Below are 16,902 nucleotides of genomic sequence, written 5' to 3' on the forward strand. Positions count from 1 at the left end.
AATTCATTAAAAAAGGCTTGGAGATCTATTCTCCAGGCCTTTTGTGTTTTAAAGATTATAATCGATTTTTTATCATGCCGGTCATTTCCGGCTTGCTTTTCCCCGTAAATTCTTCAATTAGAGGCAGGAAAATCAATGTTCCAAAGATGAACATGAAGCCGACCATCACACCGATTCCAATTGAAAGAAAGTACTCCTGTGTGATACCGCTTACAAAAAAGCTGTAAATTGCTAAGACTAATCCGATTGCCGTTCCTGCGGCTGAAAACCATTTAATAGCTGCTAATGTCTGATGTTTGTCTCCCATCCGTTTTTCCCCCTATATATTTTCCTTTATATACTATTTTATGTTTGTTCACAGATTTGTCAAATAAAATTCGTAAAAAGTTCAAAAATAGTTGTTTGAGCCGAATTAATTATATGGTGGGAGTGGAATTCGTTTGCAGACGTTTAATTTGTCATTTGGCTGTCTTGGATTGTTTATGTACCAGGTACAGTTGTTAGAGCAATTCTGACAGAATAGGTTCTCTATTTTTGGATTCCAACCTATCCGTGACTGCATCGATTCTCTATATTGTGAATTCCATGCCGTCTGTGCCTCCACCTGACTGCATAGATTCTATAGATTCTGGATTTCATGCTAAATAACATTACTTTTTACTGCATAAAACCCTCTTGCCTCCTGATTTAATGCTGTATAAGCTCTTTCTTTACTGCATTAAACCCTCTTGCCTCCTGATTTCATGCTGTATAAACTCTTTTTTTACTGCATCAAATCCTCTTGCTTCCTGATTTCATGCTGTATAAACTCTTTTTTTACTGCATCAAATCCTCTTGCTTCCTGATTTCATGCTGTATAAACTCTTTCTTTACTGCATTAAACCCTCTTGCCTCCTGATTTCATGCTGTATAAACCTACTTTTTACTGCAGCAAATCTATAATTTTCTTGCTCCCATGCTGTATCATCGCGTTTCCCTGCTAAACGTTACCATCAACACCTTAAAGACCAATCACATTACTGCACTAAAAGAGAGAGTGCATCTTAATACCGGAATGTTCTAAACCAAAAAAAATCATGCCCACTGGCAGGAACCAGTGGGCATGATTAAAATTTTATGAAAGATAGTTTAGTACGTTTTCGACGGCTTTTTCACCTTGATCAATACAATCGGGAAGGCCGAGTCCTTCGAATGAGCTTCCGGCGATGAATAATCCTGGCAGCTCATTCTTAACTTTGGACTGCATCGCTTCTAGACGTTCTTTGTGCCCGACTGTATACTGCGGCATAGCGTCTTTCCATCTTGAAACGATTGTGAATTCCGGATCCATCGTTATATTCATGATTTTGTTCAGGTCCTGCAGGACGATTTTTTCGATCTGGCTGTCGGAAAGATCGACAACCGTTTCATCACCCGCTCTTCCCACATAGCACCTGATCAAAACCTTGCCATTTGGAGTCGTATGCGGCCACTTTTTATGTGTCCACGTACACGCTGTTATAGTATAGTCGCTGTTTCGGGAAACAACAAAACCTGTTCCATCGATGTCCTTTTGAATCGCTTCTTCGGGAAAAGCCATTGCGACTGTCGCCACTGAAGTAGCTGGAGTCGATTTCAAGTGATCAAAGAAGCTGTACTGAGGGAACATGGCCGGTATGACCGGATGGGGAGTGGTCAAGATGACACTGTCCGCATCCAGGCTTTCTCCGTTATTTAGCAAAAGCGCATAACGCCCGTCACTTTGTTTCTCAATCTTTTCAACTCTGACACCTTTTAAGATTGAATCCGGTAAAAGGCTCTCTTCAATTGCATCAACCAATGATTGAAGCCCCCTGGTCAGGGTAAGGAATATCCCTTTTTTCTTGCCGCTCTTGTTCTGCGGTGCAGGAGTCGTCTTTTTCATACCGAGAATCAAGCTTCTATGTTTTTGCTCAACTTGATGGAACTGAGGGAATGTTGACATGAGGCTCAGTTTGTCGATATCACCCGCATAGATTCCGGATAACAGTGGCTCAATTAAATTTTCAACGACTTCATCACCCAATCTTCTCCTGAAAAACTGGCCGAGTGACTGGTCGCCTTCCACATTCGATTTAGGTAAGATAAAGTCGGCTGCAGCTCTTGCCTTGCCTTGCATTGAAAATAAGCCGGTAGTAACAAAAGGAGCCATTTGTGTAGGAATACCCATTACAGATCCGCCAGGCATTGCATGAAGCTCCTCATTGACAAGAACATAGGACTTGCCCGTTGAGTTGTTCACGAGATCCTGATCAATGCCGACTTCCTTAGACAGCCTGGCTGCGCTCGTTTTTCTCTCCAGGAAAGAGTCCGGTCCCCTTTCAATAATAAAACCGTCCCGTGTCACTGTCTGGATCTTCCCGCCAAGCCTGTGGCTTGCTTCGATTAACTTAATTTCAAGTGGACGGCCAGCCTTCTCAGCTTCTTTTTGTAAATAGTACGCTGAAGTTAACCCTGTAATTCCCCCGCCGATAATTACTACCTTTTGTTTCTCCACTGCTCATCGCCTTCTTTTTAAAGTTTTGATTCTTATTTTAAGTGCTTCATTATAACCGCTGCCATCGCATCAATGAATTCCGGCTTGGCATTCGGCATTTCCGGTCTGTAGTAGCTTGCGCCGATTTCATCAGTCACAACTTTACATTCATAGTCATTGTCGTAAAGGACTTCTAAATGATCCGCAACAAAGCCGACTGGAATGTAAACAAATGTGTTGTAGTTCTTTTTCTCATGCAAATCCCGCGTCAAATCCTGGACATCCGGGCCGAGCCATGGATCAGGGGTGTTTCCTTCACTCTGCCAGCCGACAGCATATTCAGTGATTCCCGCTCCTTTGGCAATCAGATCAGCTGTTTCCTGAAGCTGATTTGGGTACGGGTCTCCATCTTTCAGAATTTTTTCAGGAAGACTGTGGGCTGAAACGATTAAAACAGCCCCGTTCCGTTCTTCTTCCGTCATTTTTGCATAAGTCTCTTTCACTTGCTTCACCCAATAGTCAATGAACTTGGGCTCATCATACCAGCTTTCAACCGAAGTAATGCTTGGCCCTCCGATTTTTGCTGCTTCCTCTTTGGCACGACCGTTGTACGATTTAACACTGAAGGTAGAAAAATGAGGAGCCAAAACGATTGATACTGCTTCTTGGATTCCATCTTCATGCATTTGCTGGACAGCATCTTCAACGAACGGCTCAATATGCTTAAGGCCAAGATACATTTTAAATTCAACTTCATCCTGGATGGCATTCAAACGCTCTTCAAGGGATTTTCCCTGGTCAAGTGTGATTTTCGCCAAAGGAGAAATTCCGCCGATTGCCTCATAGCGCTGGGTCAAATCTTCAAGCATTTCAGGAGAAGGTTTTCTGCCATACCGTATATGTGTGTAATACCGTTCGATGTCTTCTTCTTTATAAGGAGTTCCATAAGCCATTACAAGGAGCCCCATTTTTTTCTTTGCCATAATGTTTCACCTCAATAGTAAAATTCGTTGCTGCCTTATAGACAATTCTCTGTCTTGGAGACATTTCAGTATGGTCTATGAGCAGTATTTTATTAAAAATTACCCTTTTAGCTTCTGTGAACTGTATTCATGGATAAATGCCGTCAGCCTTTTCAGCGTTTCCGGCTTAACGGACGGGAATACTCCATGGCCAAGATTGAAAATATACCCCGGCTCCTGGACCCCTTGGTCGATGATTGCTTTTGCTTTATCTTCAATGACATCCCATGGAGCAAGAAGGATAGCAGGATCAAGGTTCCCCATAACTGTCTTGGAAATTCCATTTGAACGTGCTTCCTGGATTGGAAGCCTCCAGTCCAATCCGACAACGTCGATAGGAAGGTCATGCCACTCCTGGGAAAGGTGGCTTGCTCCTACACCAAACATAATCAATGGAACATTCTCCTTCTTAAGTTCTGTAAAGATTTTTTCCATTGTCGGTTTGATGAATGTACGATAATCCTGTACATTCAGTGCGCCAACCCATGAATCAAAGATTTGGAAAGCAGAAGCTCCTGCCTGGATTTGTGAGCGGCCATAGCGAATGGTCATCTCCGCCAGTTTATCCATCAATGTGAACCAGGCTTTCGGTTCTGCGTACATGAACGCTTTCGTTTTATTATAGTTCTTCGAAGGTCCGCCCTCGATCATATAACTCGCAAGTGTAAAAGGCGCCCCGGCAAACCCGATCAGCGGCACAGACAGCTGTTCCTGGGTCAGAAGTTTGATGGTATCCAGCACATAAGGAACATCGCTTTCCGGATCGATTTCCCCGAGCTTTTCCACGTCTGCTAGTGATTGAATCGGGTTGTCGATAACTGGGCCGATGCCGCTTTTGATATCCACATCCACACCAATGGAAGGAAGCGGAGACATGATGTCCTTATAAAGAATGGCTGCATCAACGTCATACTGTTCGACAGGCAGCCGAGTGACATAGGCACAGATTTCCGGCTGATGGGTGATTTCAAACAGCGAATATTTTTCTTTCAGTTTTCGGTACTCCGGCTGGGAACGTCCAGCTTGTCTCATATACCATACAGGTGTATAATCCGTCCTCTCACCTCTGGCAGCTCTTAAAAATGTGTCATTCAACTTTTTCATATATATATATCCACCCTTCTGAATTCTCTATGTACACCATTGTATTATATTTTGGCTTAAGAACAAAAAATCAAGCAGCAATACAGCCTATCCGTTCATATATCCCGTTTTCACTATAGACTTTTCCACTATAAAAGTATAGTTAAGGACATTAAATGTCATAAATTTGCCGATTTTTTTATGTCCTTTTGTTCAAAAATCAACCCCGGTTTGCAGGAGCCTCCCCAAAACGCTATCATGAACATACAGACTTGATACATACTCATATCGAAAACCCAGAGTTTACCCTTATTAACCGAGGGGAAAGATAGCAATATAATCAAATCGGCAGGAGTGAAGTGAAAATGTATGTTTATTTGACTAGCGGAACGCATGATTTCTTAAAAACACTTGAAAGCAAATACTCAGATCAGACTATGGTTTTGATGGATAATGCAGACACGGCTGTCCTTGTCCATGAAACAGAAGGTAAATCCGTTTTTCAGGAACCGAGACGCTATGAAGTAATTGACTCTTCAGGCTCATTCAAAAAGCACGGCTTCATTGTTATCAACAATATTCCTGTTTCTGATGAAGGGCGTCCTGTTTTTGAATATCGATTCAAGAACCGCGCAGGTTTAATAGAAGAAGTTGAAGGATTCATCGCAATCAGGGTTCTTCGTCCACTCGATTCCGATACTTACGCCATCTTGACACAATGGGAAGATGAGCACTCCTTCAAGAAGTGGCAGGATTCCCAGCAGTATGCCAAGGCTCATGAAAAAAGAGGAACAGAAGACGGAGTGGACGCTCAAAGAAATATGTTCCCCCGCCCTTCCTATGTAACAAAATACAGCATCGCAGAAGACGAAGAGTAAACCAAATATAAAAATACTCCGCTCAGCAGCGCACGGATTTTAGTCCTCTCGTATGAGAGATAAAAGAATAACGAAAAAACGGCAGAGATAAAATGAATTCTGCTGGCTGCAGGAGCCATGCAGCTGAATTGTCTAAAGAGTTGCAATCACCCCTTTTGCCGTGGTAAGCAAATATCCCTTGGAGAAAAATGGCGTTTTTTGCTTTTAATCTCTAAGGGGTTTTTTAGTGACATATATTTGAGCTGCTTCGGTCAGGAATGACTTATTTTCGTAGAGATATGTATGACGTTAGGGCTGCTTCGGTCGCGAGAGACGTTTTTTCGTTGAGATATGTATGATGTTGGGACTGCTTCGGTCGGGAGAGACGTATTTTCGTTGAGATAGGTATGACGTTGGGGATGCTTCGGTCGCGAGAGACGTTTTTTCGTTGAGATATGTATGACGTTGGGCGTGCTTCGGTCGGGGACGACGTATTTTCGTTGAGATTTGTATGACGTTCGGCGTGCTTCGGTCACGAACGATGTATTTTCGGTGAGATATGTATGACGTTGGGGATGCTTCGGTCGCGAACGACGTATTTTCGTTGAGATATGTATGACGTTGGGGATGCTTCGGTCGCGAACGACGTATTTTCGGTGAGATATGTATGATGTTGGGGATGCTTCGGTCGCGAACGACGTATTTTCGTTGAGATATGTATGACGTTGGGGATGCTTCGGTCGCGAACGACGGATTTTCGGTGAGATATGTATGACGTTGGGGATGCTTCGGTCGGGAGAGACGAATTTCCAGTGAGATATGCATGACGCTGGGCGTGCTTCGGTCGCGAACGACGTATTTTCTTCATTTAGAGTGCTTACAGGACCCGGATTCCATAACACTGCCTGATTTCCAAACTGAGAATACATTCTTATCATTACAAAAAGCCGGTCCGCAGTTTCAATTGTGGACCGGCTTTTTCTTTTATTAAATATAGGTCCTTTCAAGAACCTGCTCCCTGCTGTTATTTCCCGGGACCATTAAGCAATATACCATTCCGGTTGGCATAAATGGCTGCCTGTGTACGATCGGCCACTCCCAATTTACTGAGGATATTGCTGACATGTGTTTTGGTCGTTTTCACCCCTATAAACAACTCCTCAGAAATTTCCTGATTGGTCATCCCTTCGCCAAGACATTTCAGAACTTCTATTTCCCTGGCAGTCAAATCCTCATGCAGCTTCTTTACCTGCGGCCTGAACCTGTTCATCATCTTATCTGCAACCTTCGGGGCAATCACACTTTCCCCTTTGGCTGCCTTATAGACTGCAGAGGTAACTTCCTCAGCGCTCGCTGTTTTCAATAAATAGCTATGGGCACCTGCTTCGATTGCAGGAAAGACTTTCTCATCATCATAATAGCTTGTAAGTATAATAATTTTACATTCCGGCAGAAACGTAAGAATTTCCTGTGTGGCTTCAATTCCATTTCCGTTCTCCATTAATAGATCCATCAAAATGACCTGCGGCTGGTATAGCTTCGCGAGTTTAACCGCTTCATTTCCACTGGAAGCTTCCCCCAGGAATTCAATTCTTTCTTCGGTAAGCAGGTAGGTTTTCATCCCCAGCCTGACCATTTCATGATCATCGACGATCATTACCTTAATTTTATCCATTCCCGCTCTCTCCCTCTTCTTTTAAAGGAATTCTAATATTAATATATGTTCCTTCGTTTTCCTTGGATCGAATTTGAAAGACACCGCCAATTTCTTCACACCGCTCTCTCATGGTTTGCAGGCCGTAGGAAGTCATTTTTTGCTGATTAACGCTGAAGCCTTTTCCATTATCGCTGATATACAAGTTCAAGGTCGAGTCGATCCTTTTGGTTGATATCTTAATTTGGGTAGCTTCTGCGTGGCGAAGGATATTCGAAATCCCCTCTTGCACAATACGGAACAGATGTGCTTCCGTTCCCTTTGTCAGACCTTCTAAATGGTCCAGCTCAGGCGTAATTTCAATGGGGGTTTTTTCTATTAACTCCCGTATGAGCTTCTTTAACCCTTCTGCCAGATTTTCTCCCTTAAGATCTATTGGCCTTAAGTGAAGCAGCAGGGCCCTCATCTCTCCTTGCGCTTTTGCAGCAATTTCGGCAACCTGCTGTAAAATCGGTTCTGCCTCCTTGGGTTTATTTCTCACCGTTCTAACTGCTGCTGATGACAGCATATTAAGAGCGAACAACTGCTGGCTGACAGAATCATGCAAGTCTCTTGCAAGCCTGTGTCTTTCTTCCATTACAGCAGCCTGATGAGCCTGGTCTGCTAATTCCGATTTCTCATCAGCCAGTCTTTGCAGGATCTTTACCTGTTCTTGTATATATACAGCCAGTTGATTCAGCTCGTCCGTTATGATCCCAATTTCATCTTGCTTGCTGTCATCCACCCTGGCAGAAAACCGGCCGCTTCTTAAAACAGAGACAAAAGTTGAGATATCATCAAGCCTCCCTTTGAACAAGGAGCCGGTCCTGATCCCAAAGTAGATGCTGAGCGATGAAAATATTAAAAAAATCAGGAGAGTCAGGTAAAGAGAGCCTGCCAGAGTAATAGAAGGTGTCTCTGTAATCAGGAGATAAAATTGGATGATCAAAAAGAAGATCAGGGTACCCATTAATGCCATCATAAAAAAACTTCTAAAGAACCAAAAGCGAATATTCAATGATTTGCTCAATAGTGACACCCCTTCACACCTTATTGATCCTGACAGAGCCGATGGAGCACTCTATTATAATTTTCAACTTCTTCTCCGCCTGTTCATATCCTGGAGACCGATAGCTTAGATTAGGTTTGATATCTGAAGACTTTTGACCAAAAATTTTAATATCTCCGATGCTTCCTGCCACATGAATATCAACTGGCAGATCTTCTGGAATCAACATTTTCACGTCTCCAATCCACCCTTTAATATAAATGGGTGTTTCCCCGTCAGGGACATATGCTTTGCTAATATCAAAATAATAATCTCCAATCATGTTATAGAGCCGCATGGGCTCGAGCGGCCAGTTGGGCTCATTGAACTTTACATCGCCAATGATAAATCCCCGGTTTACTTTTGTCCTTTTTTTCTTACTTCCTTCATTATCCTTGGGATGATGAATATCTTCTTCATGGTCAAAAGGATAATCATCTGTAATCCTCACCCTTATTCCGCTTTTCTTCCATAACACCATGAAGGCAAACCCGATTAGTCCGACCGGCCACAATTTCCACCAGTCACCATAGCTGAATTCCATCACTTCAAACACATCGAGAAGTATGAGTCCACCATAGATAAAAAGAAACAACCCCATGGTGAACTTCAGTGTTCTTTTCCATTTCAAACTTGTGTATAGCCACTTCGCTCCCTCAATAAAAATAAGAAAAGGAATGAATATGACAAATAACTGTTTTATTTCCAAGGAAATGACACCAATATTAATTAGAAGCACAACGATTCCTGTAAATAATAAGATTGCTGAGAAAAACCATTGTTTTCCGCCTGAGTTTTTCAATTTTCACACCGCCTTTTACCATACTTTCTTCTTCGATGATTAATACAAAATCCCTTTAATTATTTTGCTTGTTTAAAAAGTCGAAGCGCCCTGGTCAGCCCCGACAGGCAAATGTTCTCAAGAAAAAAAGGCGGTCTCTCCTTTTATTCTCTTGGGGTTATTTGACCCCGAGGAGCTTGGCGCTGGAACTGATTGGGGTCCCTCACGTGAAATAAAATTAAAATCTAACTCAAACAAGTCTCAATACGTCCTAGAGACTTTAAGATGAGCATTGGCAATACGATAAATATCTCTAACTTTCGGAAGCGTCCAATTAATAACACCTCAACTGATTACTAATAGTTTACCTTTACTTCCTCTCATATAAGAGGAGCAAGGGCAGGATTCTGCCTCCGTCCAGAGGCGGATTTTTTCTTCATATTTCCTTCACCTTCACTTTTTCCATGAATATTCTGTAGTACAAAAAGGCAGATGCCCCTTTTTGAAGTGAAAATATCATGTGAGGGGGAGTATCCATGCTGGTGGACTTGACTGCATTACACTGGCTGTATTTAGTTTTTATAGGGTTAATCATTGTTTTCATGGTATTTCGGAAGGATACGACCATCGTTTGTATCTCAGGAATCTTTCTCATTGCTCTTGCTGCCAGCGGTTCATTGACCAGTTCCGTCAGCAGTGTTTTTACAAGCTTCATCTTTGCCATCACAGAACTTCTATCCACCATACTGGTCATTTCAATTATTGTCGGAATGAGCAGAACTCTCACAAAAACGGGAATCAATGATGTGATGATCAGTCCGTTTGCCAGACTGATTAAAACACCTGCTCTTGCTTATTGGACTATCGGTATCGTCATGATGCTGATTTCCTGGTTCTTCTGGCCATCTCCTGCAGTAGCCCTTCTAGGAGCAGTACTGGTTCCTGTTGCTCTGCGTGTCGGACTTCCAGCTTTAGGAATAGCGATGGCGATGAACTTATTCGGTCATGGAATTGCGCTTTCCGGCGACTTTGTCATACAGGCTGCCCCCAAGCTGACTGCAGATGCAGCAGGACTCCCGGTTTCGGAAGTAATCCAGGCGAGTATCCCTCTTGTTGCTGTTATGGGGATCGTTACAACGGCCACTGCATTCTTTCTTATAAAAAGAGATATGAAAAGAGGAATTTTGCGAGTTGAGGATTCCCAGATTCAAGAAATTGAAGTAGAAAAAGGACCGGAACTGCTGAGTTCAGGAGCGAAAAAATTTTTCGCATTGATGATTCCTGTGCTGTTTGCCTTGAATATCCTCGCCATGTTTCTGTTCAACCTGCAGGGAGGGGATGCCACGGCGCTGATTGGAGGAACATCGATTTTCATCTTGCTCATCATCTCCCTTGCCGCTTACAAAGCAAAAGGACTAGAGCAAACCACAAGTTTCATTATCGATGGTTTTCAATTTGGGTTTAAAGTGTTTGGGCCTGTCATTCCTATTGCGGCGTTCTTTTACTTAGGAGACTCTGGGTTTTCAACTATTATAGGAGAAGGGATTCTTCCTGAAGGTTCTGCTGGAATCGTCAATGATTTAGGAGGAGCTCTGGCAGCCGTTGTCCCTCTCTCCAAAGCTGTTGGTGCGGTAACCCTGACAACAGTCGGAGCCATAACCGGGTTGGATGGATCGGGATTTTCAGGAATCTCACTAACGGGTTCGGTGGCACTGCTCTTCTCTGACAGCATCGGTTCAGGAGCGGCTACACTGACCGCTCTCGGGCAGATTTCCGCCATCTGGATTGGCGGCGGAACCTTGGTCCCATGGGCTTTGATCCCTGCTGCAGCCATTTGCAATGTTGATCCGTTTGAATTGGCTAGAAGAAACTTGGTCCCCGTCTTAGTCGGCTTGACAGCGACTACTATCACGGCTATGTTTCTTATATAATCGGCAGCCTTTTTGACTTACACTAAAAAAGATGAACCTCAAGAGTGAGGGGAAAGCCCGCTCTTGAGGTTCATCTTATTAATAACATTATTTTTTAGTTTAAGATATACATACTCGCATAGAACATAATAGGAAAATCCAATCAGAAAACCGGCAAGTACATCTGATGGATAGTGCGCAGCGTCCACAACCCTGCTGAGACCTGTCAAAAGCGCCAAAGATACAGCAGCTGCATAAACAGCGAATCTGCCTTTTTCGGAACTGATCACTTCTGAAATAAAGAAAGCCAGCACCAGCATAAAGATAAGGCCAACCATCGCGTGGCCGCTTGGAAAACTAAATCCTTCTTCGCCATGCAATGCTTCGGGTCTTCCTCTTTCCACTGCTGTTTTCAAAAATTTATTTATTAAATTTCCTCCGCCGATGGCCAAAACAGTAAATATGATGCCGATAAAATTTCGTTCTTTAAAAGCCAGCCATAGTATCAGAATTACACTGACCGAACCAATGACCAATTCACTTCCCATTAAAGAAAAATACAGCAAAAAAGGTGCCTTTTCCAATAAGGAAAAGAGCGGCTGATCAAACCAATGTATGTAATCTGTTGAGATTAGTAAAAGAACTGCCATGAACGCAGTAAACGTTATCCAACCCCATATGATTTTTTTCTTGAACATATTTCACCTCCCCCTATATGTTTTAACATACTTTGAAGTCTTGGCGCTATACAGAATTATCCTCAGCAAATTATTGAATGTAATGATATAATATTCTTAATTTTCATATATATAGCAACAGTCATGACGTTTTAGGGAGGAAAGAGAATGCTTAATCGATTGTATGAAAGACTTGAAAGTGACTGGGAGGAAATGATAGAAATCAGGCGTTACCTCCATCAGCATCCGGAAGTATCATTTAAAGAGAAAAAAACTGCTCAATATATTGTTGATTTCTATCGGAACCTGGATATCGAAGTAACAGAGGGAGTTGGCGGCAATGGTGTCGTTGCGAGGATTCAAGGAGAAAAGCCTGGGAAAACAATTGCTTTAAGAGCTGATTTCGATGCTCTTCCTATCCAAGATGAAAAAGAGGTCCCCTACCGTTCTAAAGTAGACGGAGTCATGCATGCTTGCGGCCATGATGGACATACAGCCACATTACTGGTACTGGCAAGGGCTATGAATGAAATCAAGGCAGAACTGCCGGGGTCCTATGTATTTATCCATCAGCACGCAGAGGAATATGCACCTGGAGGAGCAAAACCAATGGTGGAAGCTGGCTGCCTCGAAGGAGTCGATGCTGTATTCGGCACACATCTCTGGGCCAGCGAGCCGGTTGGTAAAATTCAATACCGCACAGGTCCCATTATGGCGGCGGCTGACAGATTCGAAATAACAATACAAGGTGCCGGAGGACATGGAGCCCAGCCTCATAAGACAAAAGATTCTATTGTAATTGCATCACAATTGGTCGGTACTCTTCAGCAGATTGTCAGCCGCAGAGTGAACCCTATTGAACCTGCTGTTGTCACCATAGGCTCGTTTATAGCAGAAAATGCTTTTAATGTTATTGCGGATACAGCCAAATTGGTCGGTACTGTCCGGACATTCAGTGAAGAAACCAGGGATTTCATTATCAGTGAAATGGAAAGAATCATTAAGGGGGCCTGCTTCTCAGCTGACTGTTCCTATACCTTTAACTATGATAAAGGCTACCCAGCTGTGGTAAACCACAAGGAGGAAACAGAGCATCTTATCGATGTTGCAGAAGGAGTAAAAGGAGTCAGTAAAGTAGAAGAGTGTGAGATGCAGATGGGGGGAGAAGACTTCGCTTACTATCTGCAAGAAGTTCCGGGCACCTTTTTCTTTACTGGCGCAAAGCCTGAGGGAGTCGACATTCCTTATCCCCATCATCATCCAAAATTCGATTTTAATGAGAAAGCAATGCTGACCGCTGCATGTGTTTTGGCCAGTGCGGCTGTCACTTACGCAGGGTAACATGGATGCCGGTACTTTTTTGTGCCGGCTTTTTTAATTTAGAGTCACGATCTTCAAAATAGCTTATCGAACGAGGTTGCTATCCTGCGAAAAACAAAAAAAAGATGTGCCCCGTTCTCCACAAGAGTGCACTGAAATTATACTGAATTTCAATATCAATTCTCTTTAACAAAGAAAGAGTCAACGATACTTCCTTGAACCAGAAGAAGGGTTGACTTTTTTCTTTGAATCCATGAAATCCATTAAATGGGCTGCTCTCTTTACCCCGCTGGCTTTAGAATCTTTTAATGATTTTTAGAACATTCGCCAGCCGGGCCTGGAAAGATACCGATTCAAGGATCTGGAATAGACTAGCAGTACCCAACAGCCAATTTCAGCAATATGGCTAGTAATATAGAGGTAAAAATTCCCCTTATTTACTAAAAAGCATGTAAATACAGCTTAAATAGCGGGAGAAATTTCCCTTATTTGACTTCAAACATTAGAAAATAGGTGCTATTTCTTCAGATAAGGGGAAAAACTCCCTCTATTTACTCCAGCTTGAGCTTAGAAATTGCAATTAACGGGAAAAACTCCCCTTATTTTTACCGCTGGGTACTTAATTAAGAAAATGACAAACCGCTTTCGCTTTAAAGTCCACTCCACCTGTGCCAGCCCAATGGAGTCGTATACCTTGAATGGAAGCCAACACTTTTGGTAATACCTGCTTATTATATTTTAATTGGACTTTTTCAGTGTCCCTGCTTACCAAACGGGGTGCAACTTAAAAAAAGCTGCTGTAAAACAACATTACTATGAAGACTGCCTGTTATAATACCTTCTTCTATATGCATAAACAGCTGCCTCCCCCAACTCCTCCAATAATCCATAATTGGCATAGGCACCGACAACTGCCCCTATGCCCGGTATGAGCTGGAACATCTTAACAAAGTCGATATAATCACGGTATTCCTGTTGAAACACTTTCCAATCCATCTCTGCCAGTTCTTCTTTATTTTCGTCCCAGCGGTCGATAATGGCGAACACTTCGCGGCGATGTTCATCACTGGAAAATGCCAGTTGAAAAATGTAAAGCATGAACAACCTTTCCTCATAAGACGATGGATCATAACCATGAATCTTTGCAGCTTCATACAGATATTTCATCTTAATGGAGAGCAATAAAGGAAAGTCTGCCAAGCCCAGAAAAATTCCTCCGGCACCTGTTCCGGCCCCCTCAAGAGCAGCGGCCTTTCTGTAAAATGCCAGCCTTTCACCCATATGCTTTTCCTTTTCTTCCAAACTCTCTGGAATGGCTACTTTATTGCTGGAAGTAAACCCCGAACCAGCCAGTGTCACCTTTACCATATTTTTAATGCTGTCCGTTATGACTGTGTGCACCCGATCCGGAATAACCGAATTAAATTTTGCCTGAGCTCTCTTAGCAGTACGATTCAATATTCCCGACCTTTTCAGCTTCTTTCTCTTCCAGGTATCCATATCGTTTTGCGCCTGATTTTCAAAGCTGTTCATTGCGACACCAGTCCCTTTCATTCTTTATTAGCTGTGAAGCTTTATCTGACCCAAACTTCTATTGCCTCTGCCGGCTGATATATTTTTCAGAAAGCACCAAGCAATAAACACAGCCTGTTATAGCTTACGAATGAAGAAGAGCAGAGTTTCACTCAGTAGTCGAATTTCTTCAGTCTCTGAATGAGGTAAGAAAATGAAAATACAAAGGCGAACAGAAGACCGGCAGCGAGCATTAAAGCTGCACCTGCCCATTGCCCGCTCACAAGCAGGGCCATTGAAAACAGAATGGCTTGGACGATCATTGACCATAACACCACTTTTTGAAATGACTGCATCTTGATCCCCTGGGCTGCCGGGTAAAGCGATACCCATATTTTATAATCAAACCGCTTATACATCGGAATAAGCTGGAACCCTGTCAGATACATGAACAGCAGGCCAATCGCAATGCCGAGCCAGAGTGTATCGCTGAAAAAGAGAATGACCATGGAAATCAGTGATAAGCGAATATATAAACCGAAATATTCACTGGTCCTGAGAAGGGAACGGGCATATAAAAATGTAAAAGTCTGCTTTTGCTGATACTTAATTGTATTCAGCAAGCCATCAAGCCACCTTCTTCTGTGCACTTTCCCTTTAAGCTTTGGCACATCGGTAAACATATTCGCCATTCTGTAAAACAGCAGCATCCTTTGCTCTTCAAGGGAAATCAGCACATCCCATTTCAGGCTTTTTTCTTTCACAGATAACTTGAAATAAAATAAGTAACCCAGAAGAATGATCGCAACAACGGCAGCCAGGACCATAGAGGCATCACTCAGGACCATATATAAGAAAACGGCATTTAAAGCGAACCTGATGACATAATCAACAAGGTGAGCTTCTCGTTCCTGGTTTTTCAAGGTGTACCACCGCACATATAGATTCCAAACCTTCAGCCCTAAAAGAAGCGCCAAGAGAAGAAAGAAGGATTGAAACCCCTGCCCGGTCACCTTCACATACATAGGCATCATTGCTGCCAGAACAAGGAGCAGTATATAGGACTGGGAAATGAAGCTTGTCCATATCCCTTTTTGAAAGAACGATTTCATTCGGCTCTCCAATGGAAGCAAGAAGACAGCATCTGCCTCGCGCAGGAAAGTGTATACAGGACTCCAGGTTAGAATGAGGCCAAGTATGACTGCCATGATCAAAGGAGCAGGAAAAGAACCGTCCAGAGTCGCAACCCACTGATTGTATGTAAAAGCACCCCCGCCCAAGGCGAATATAAGGACAAACAGGAGATGGTCATTGAACATATAACGGAGGTATTTCCTGAGTTCGGTGTTATATTCTACTACCCTTTTTTTCCAAATTTCATCGATATTCTTCATTGATCCATTTCTTCCTTTGTCAGTTCAATATAGATATCATCGAGAGTTGCAGACGGCATGCCAAATTCCTGGCGAAGTTCCTGCAGCGTACCTTTTGCTCTTATATGTCCATCATGAAGAATGACAAAAGAATCGCAGTACCTTTCAGCAGTAGCCAGAATGTGAGTCGACATAAGAATGCCAGCTCCATTTTTTTTCATTTCCTCCATCCAGTTCAACAGGGATTGAATGCCAAGTGGATCAAGACCGACAAAAGGTTCATCAATGATATACAGGCTCGGCTGCACTAAAAACGCGCACATTATCATAACCTTCTGCTTCATCCCTTTTGAGAAGTGAGAAGGAAACCAGCCAAGCTTCTTTTGCATGCGGAATTCCTTCAGCAGCCCCTCTGCCCTCTTTTTATATTCCTCTTCTGGAAGACCATAGGCCATGGCCGTCAATCTCATATGCTCCTCCAGGGTTAATTCGTCATAAAGGATTGGGGTTTCCGGTATGTAGGCAAACTGTTTGCGATATTCATCTGTGTCGCTTTTTAACTGCAAACCATTTATGTTGATTTTCCCCTGTTTAGGCTCCATCAACCCAATAATATGTTTGATTGTCGTACTCTTTCCGGCACCATTTAAGCCGATTAGACCGACAATTTCATTAGAGTCAATACTGAATGAAATGTCTTTTAAGACTGGTTTTCTCGTATAGCCTCCAACGAGATTCTGAATATCCAAAAGTGACACAAGCAACGCCCTCTCTTTCTGTTGTTGATTTCATTTTAGCAAAGCGAGTGATTCCAGGCTATGCCGGAACCTTACTGCCCATATTATATTCCATGTTTTTCCTGTAGTAAGATGTACAATATTGGCCATCATAATGGAGGAAGGGGACAGCAAATAAAAAAACGGGGTGGTTGTTAAAGACCGGTATCCGATTTAAACGTTTGCTTTCAATAATTTTAGGGGATGGTCGTCATGCATAGTATTGGACTGTACTCACACCATAATTTTTAACATACTTTAAAAATGAGGTGTTTATCAAAGAGCAAAGACTGTCAATGAACTCTTAAAGTGTAAAAAGCTATAAGATAAGGGGATGGTCTCTTTGAACCAGAGTC

General features: G+C 42.8%; 14 protein-coding genes. 3 read left to right on the forward strand and 11 right to left on the reverse strand.

The window, feature by feature from the left end; genetic code table 11:
• Positions 1–55 precede the first annotated feature (55 nt).
• The 4 genes from FZC79_RS12420 to hemE all read right to left on the reverse strand — a co-directional run bounded on the left by FZC79_RS12420 (position 56) and on the right by hemE (position 4,620).
• The gene (locus FZC79_RS12420; protein WP_148947113.1) at positions 56–307 is read right to left on the reverse strand and encodes a hypothetical protein; all 252 of its coding nucleotides are present in this window, start codon (positions 305–307) and stop codon (positions 56–58) included.
• Between the two features lie 807 nt (positions 308–1,114).
• Positions 1,115–2,515, reverse strand: a complete 1,401-nt coding sequence (hemY, locus tag FZC79_RS12425) for a protoporphyrinogen oxidase (protein ID WP_148947114.1) — start codon at positions 2,513–2,515, stop codon at positions 1,115–1,117.
• 32 nt (positions 2,516–2,547) lie between these two features.
• Positions 2,548–3,477, reverse strand: a complete 930-nt coding sequence (gene hemH / locus FZC79_RS12430; protein ID WP_148947115.1) for a ferrochelatase — start codon at positions 3,475–3,477, stop codon at positions 2,548–2,550.
• 99 nt (positions 3,478–3,576) lie between these two features.
• Positions 3,577–4,620 carry a uroporphyrinogen decarboxylase gene (gene hemE, locus FZC79_RS12435; RefSeq protein ID WP_148947116.1) on the reverse strand — a complete coding sequence of 348 codons (1,044 nt, stop codon included), beginning with the start codon at positions 4,618–4,620 and terminating at the stop codon, positions 3,577–3,579.
• A 344-nt stretch (positions 4,621–4,964) separates the two neighbouring features.
• Here hemE and FZC79_RS12440 point away from each other — a divergent pair, with 344 nt between their 5' ends.
• Positions 4,965–5,477, forward strand: coding sequence for an antibiotic biosynthesis monooxygenase family protein (locus FZC79_RS12440; protein ID WP_148947117.1), 513 nt, complete (start codon positions 4,965–4,967; stop codon positions 5,475–5,477).
• Between the two features lie 1,003 nt (positions 5,478–6,480).
• Here FZC79_RS12440 and FZC79_RS12445 read toward each other — a convergent pair.
• The 3 genes from FZC79_RS12445 to liaF all read right to left on the reverse strand — a co-directional run bounded on the left by FZC79_RS12445 (position 6,481) and on the right by liaF (position 8,999).
• Entirely contained in the window at positions 6,481–7,131 is a 651-nt protein-coding gene (locus FZC79_RS12445) for a response regulator transcription factor (protein WP_148947118.1), read from the reverse strand.
• Entirely contained in the window at positions 7,124–8,131 is a 1,008-nt protein-coding gene (locus tag FZC79_RS12450; protein ID WP_148947191.1) for a sensor histidine kinase, read from the reverse strand. The genes FZC79_RS12445 and FZC79_RS12450 overlap by 8 nt, the downstream gene beginning before the upstream one ends.
• A 61-nt stretch (positions 8,132–8,192) precedes the next feature.
• Positions 8,193–8,999 carry a cell wall-active antibiotics response protein LiaF gene (gene liaF / locus FZC79_RS12455; RefSeq protein ID WP_148947119.1) on the reverse strand — a complete coding sequence of 269 codons (807 nt, stop codon included), beginning with the start codon at positions 8,997–8,999 and terminating at the stop codon, positions 8,193–8,195.
• A 515-nt stretch (positions 9,000–9,514) separates the two neighbouring features.
• Between liaF and FZC79_RS12460 the strand changes: the two genes are divergently transcribed.
• A complete protein-coding gene (locus FZC79_RS12460; protein ID WP_148947120.1) occupies positions 9,515–10,909 on the forward strand; it encodes a hypothetical protein in 1,395 nt (464 codons plus the stop codon).
• A 38-nt stretch (positions 10,910–10,947) separates the two neighbouring features.
• Here FZC79_RS12460 and FZC79_RS12465 read toward each other — a convergent pair whose 3' ends face one another.
• Positions 10,948–11,586, reverse strand: coding sequence for a phosphatase PAP2 family protein (locus FZC79_RS12465; RefSeq protein ID WP_148947121.1), 639 nt, complete (start codon positions 11,584–11,586; stop codon positions 10,948–10,950).
• Between the two features lie 147 nt (positions 11,587–11,733).
• Between FZC79_RS12465 and FZC79_RS12470 the strand changes: the two genes are divergently transcribed.
• Positions 11,734–12,906 (forward strand): M20 family metallopeptidase, encoded by a 1,173-nt coding sequence (locus FZC79_RS12470; RefSeq protein ID WP_148947122.1) that lies wholly within the window; start codon positions 11,734–11,736, stop codon positions 12,904–12,906.
• A 792-nt stretch (positions 12,907–13,698) separates the two neighbouring features.
• Here FZC79_RS12470 and FZC79_RS12475 read toward each other — a convergent pair.
• The 3 genes from FZC79_RS12475 to FZC79_RS12485 all read right to left on the reverse strand — a co-directional run bounded on the left by FZC79_RS12475 (position 13,699) and on the right by FZC79_RS12485 (position 16,528).
• Complete coding sequence (locus tag FZC79_RS12475; protein WP_148947192.1) at positions 13,699–14,418, reverse strand: EcsC family protein; 720 nt, start codon at positions 14,416–14,418, stop codon at positions 13,699–13,701.
• 152 nt (positions 14,419–14,570) lie between these two features.
• Entirely contained in the window at positions 14,571–15,791 is a 1,221-nt protein-coding gene (locus FZC79_RS12480) for an ABC transporter permease (protein ID WP_148947123.1), read from the reverse strand.
• The gene (locus FZC79_RS12485; RefSeq protein WP_148947124.1) at positions 15,788–16,528 is read right to left on the reverse strand and encodes an ABC transporter ATP-binding protein; all 741 of its coding nucleotides are present in this window, start codon (positions 16,526–16,528) and stop codon (positions 15,788–15,790) included. Before FZC79_RS12485 ends, FZC79_RS12480 begins: the two co-directional genes overlap by 4 nt.
• Between the last annotated feature and the right edge of the window lie 374 nt (positions 16,529–16,902).

Source organism: Rossellomorea vietnamensis (assembly GCF_008180615.1).
GTDB lineage: Bacteria > Bacillota > Bacilli > Bacillales > Bacillaceae_B > Rossellomorea > Rossellomorea vietnamensis_D.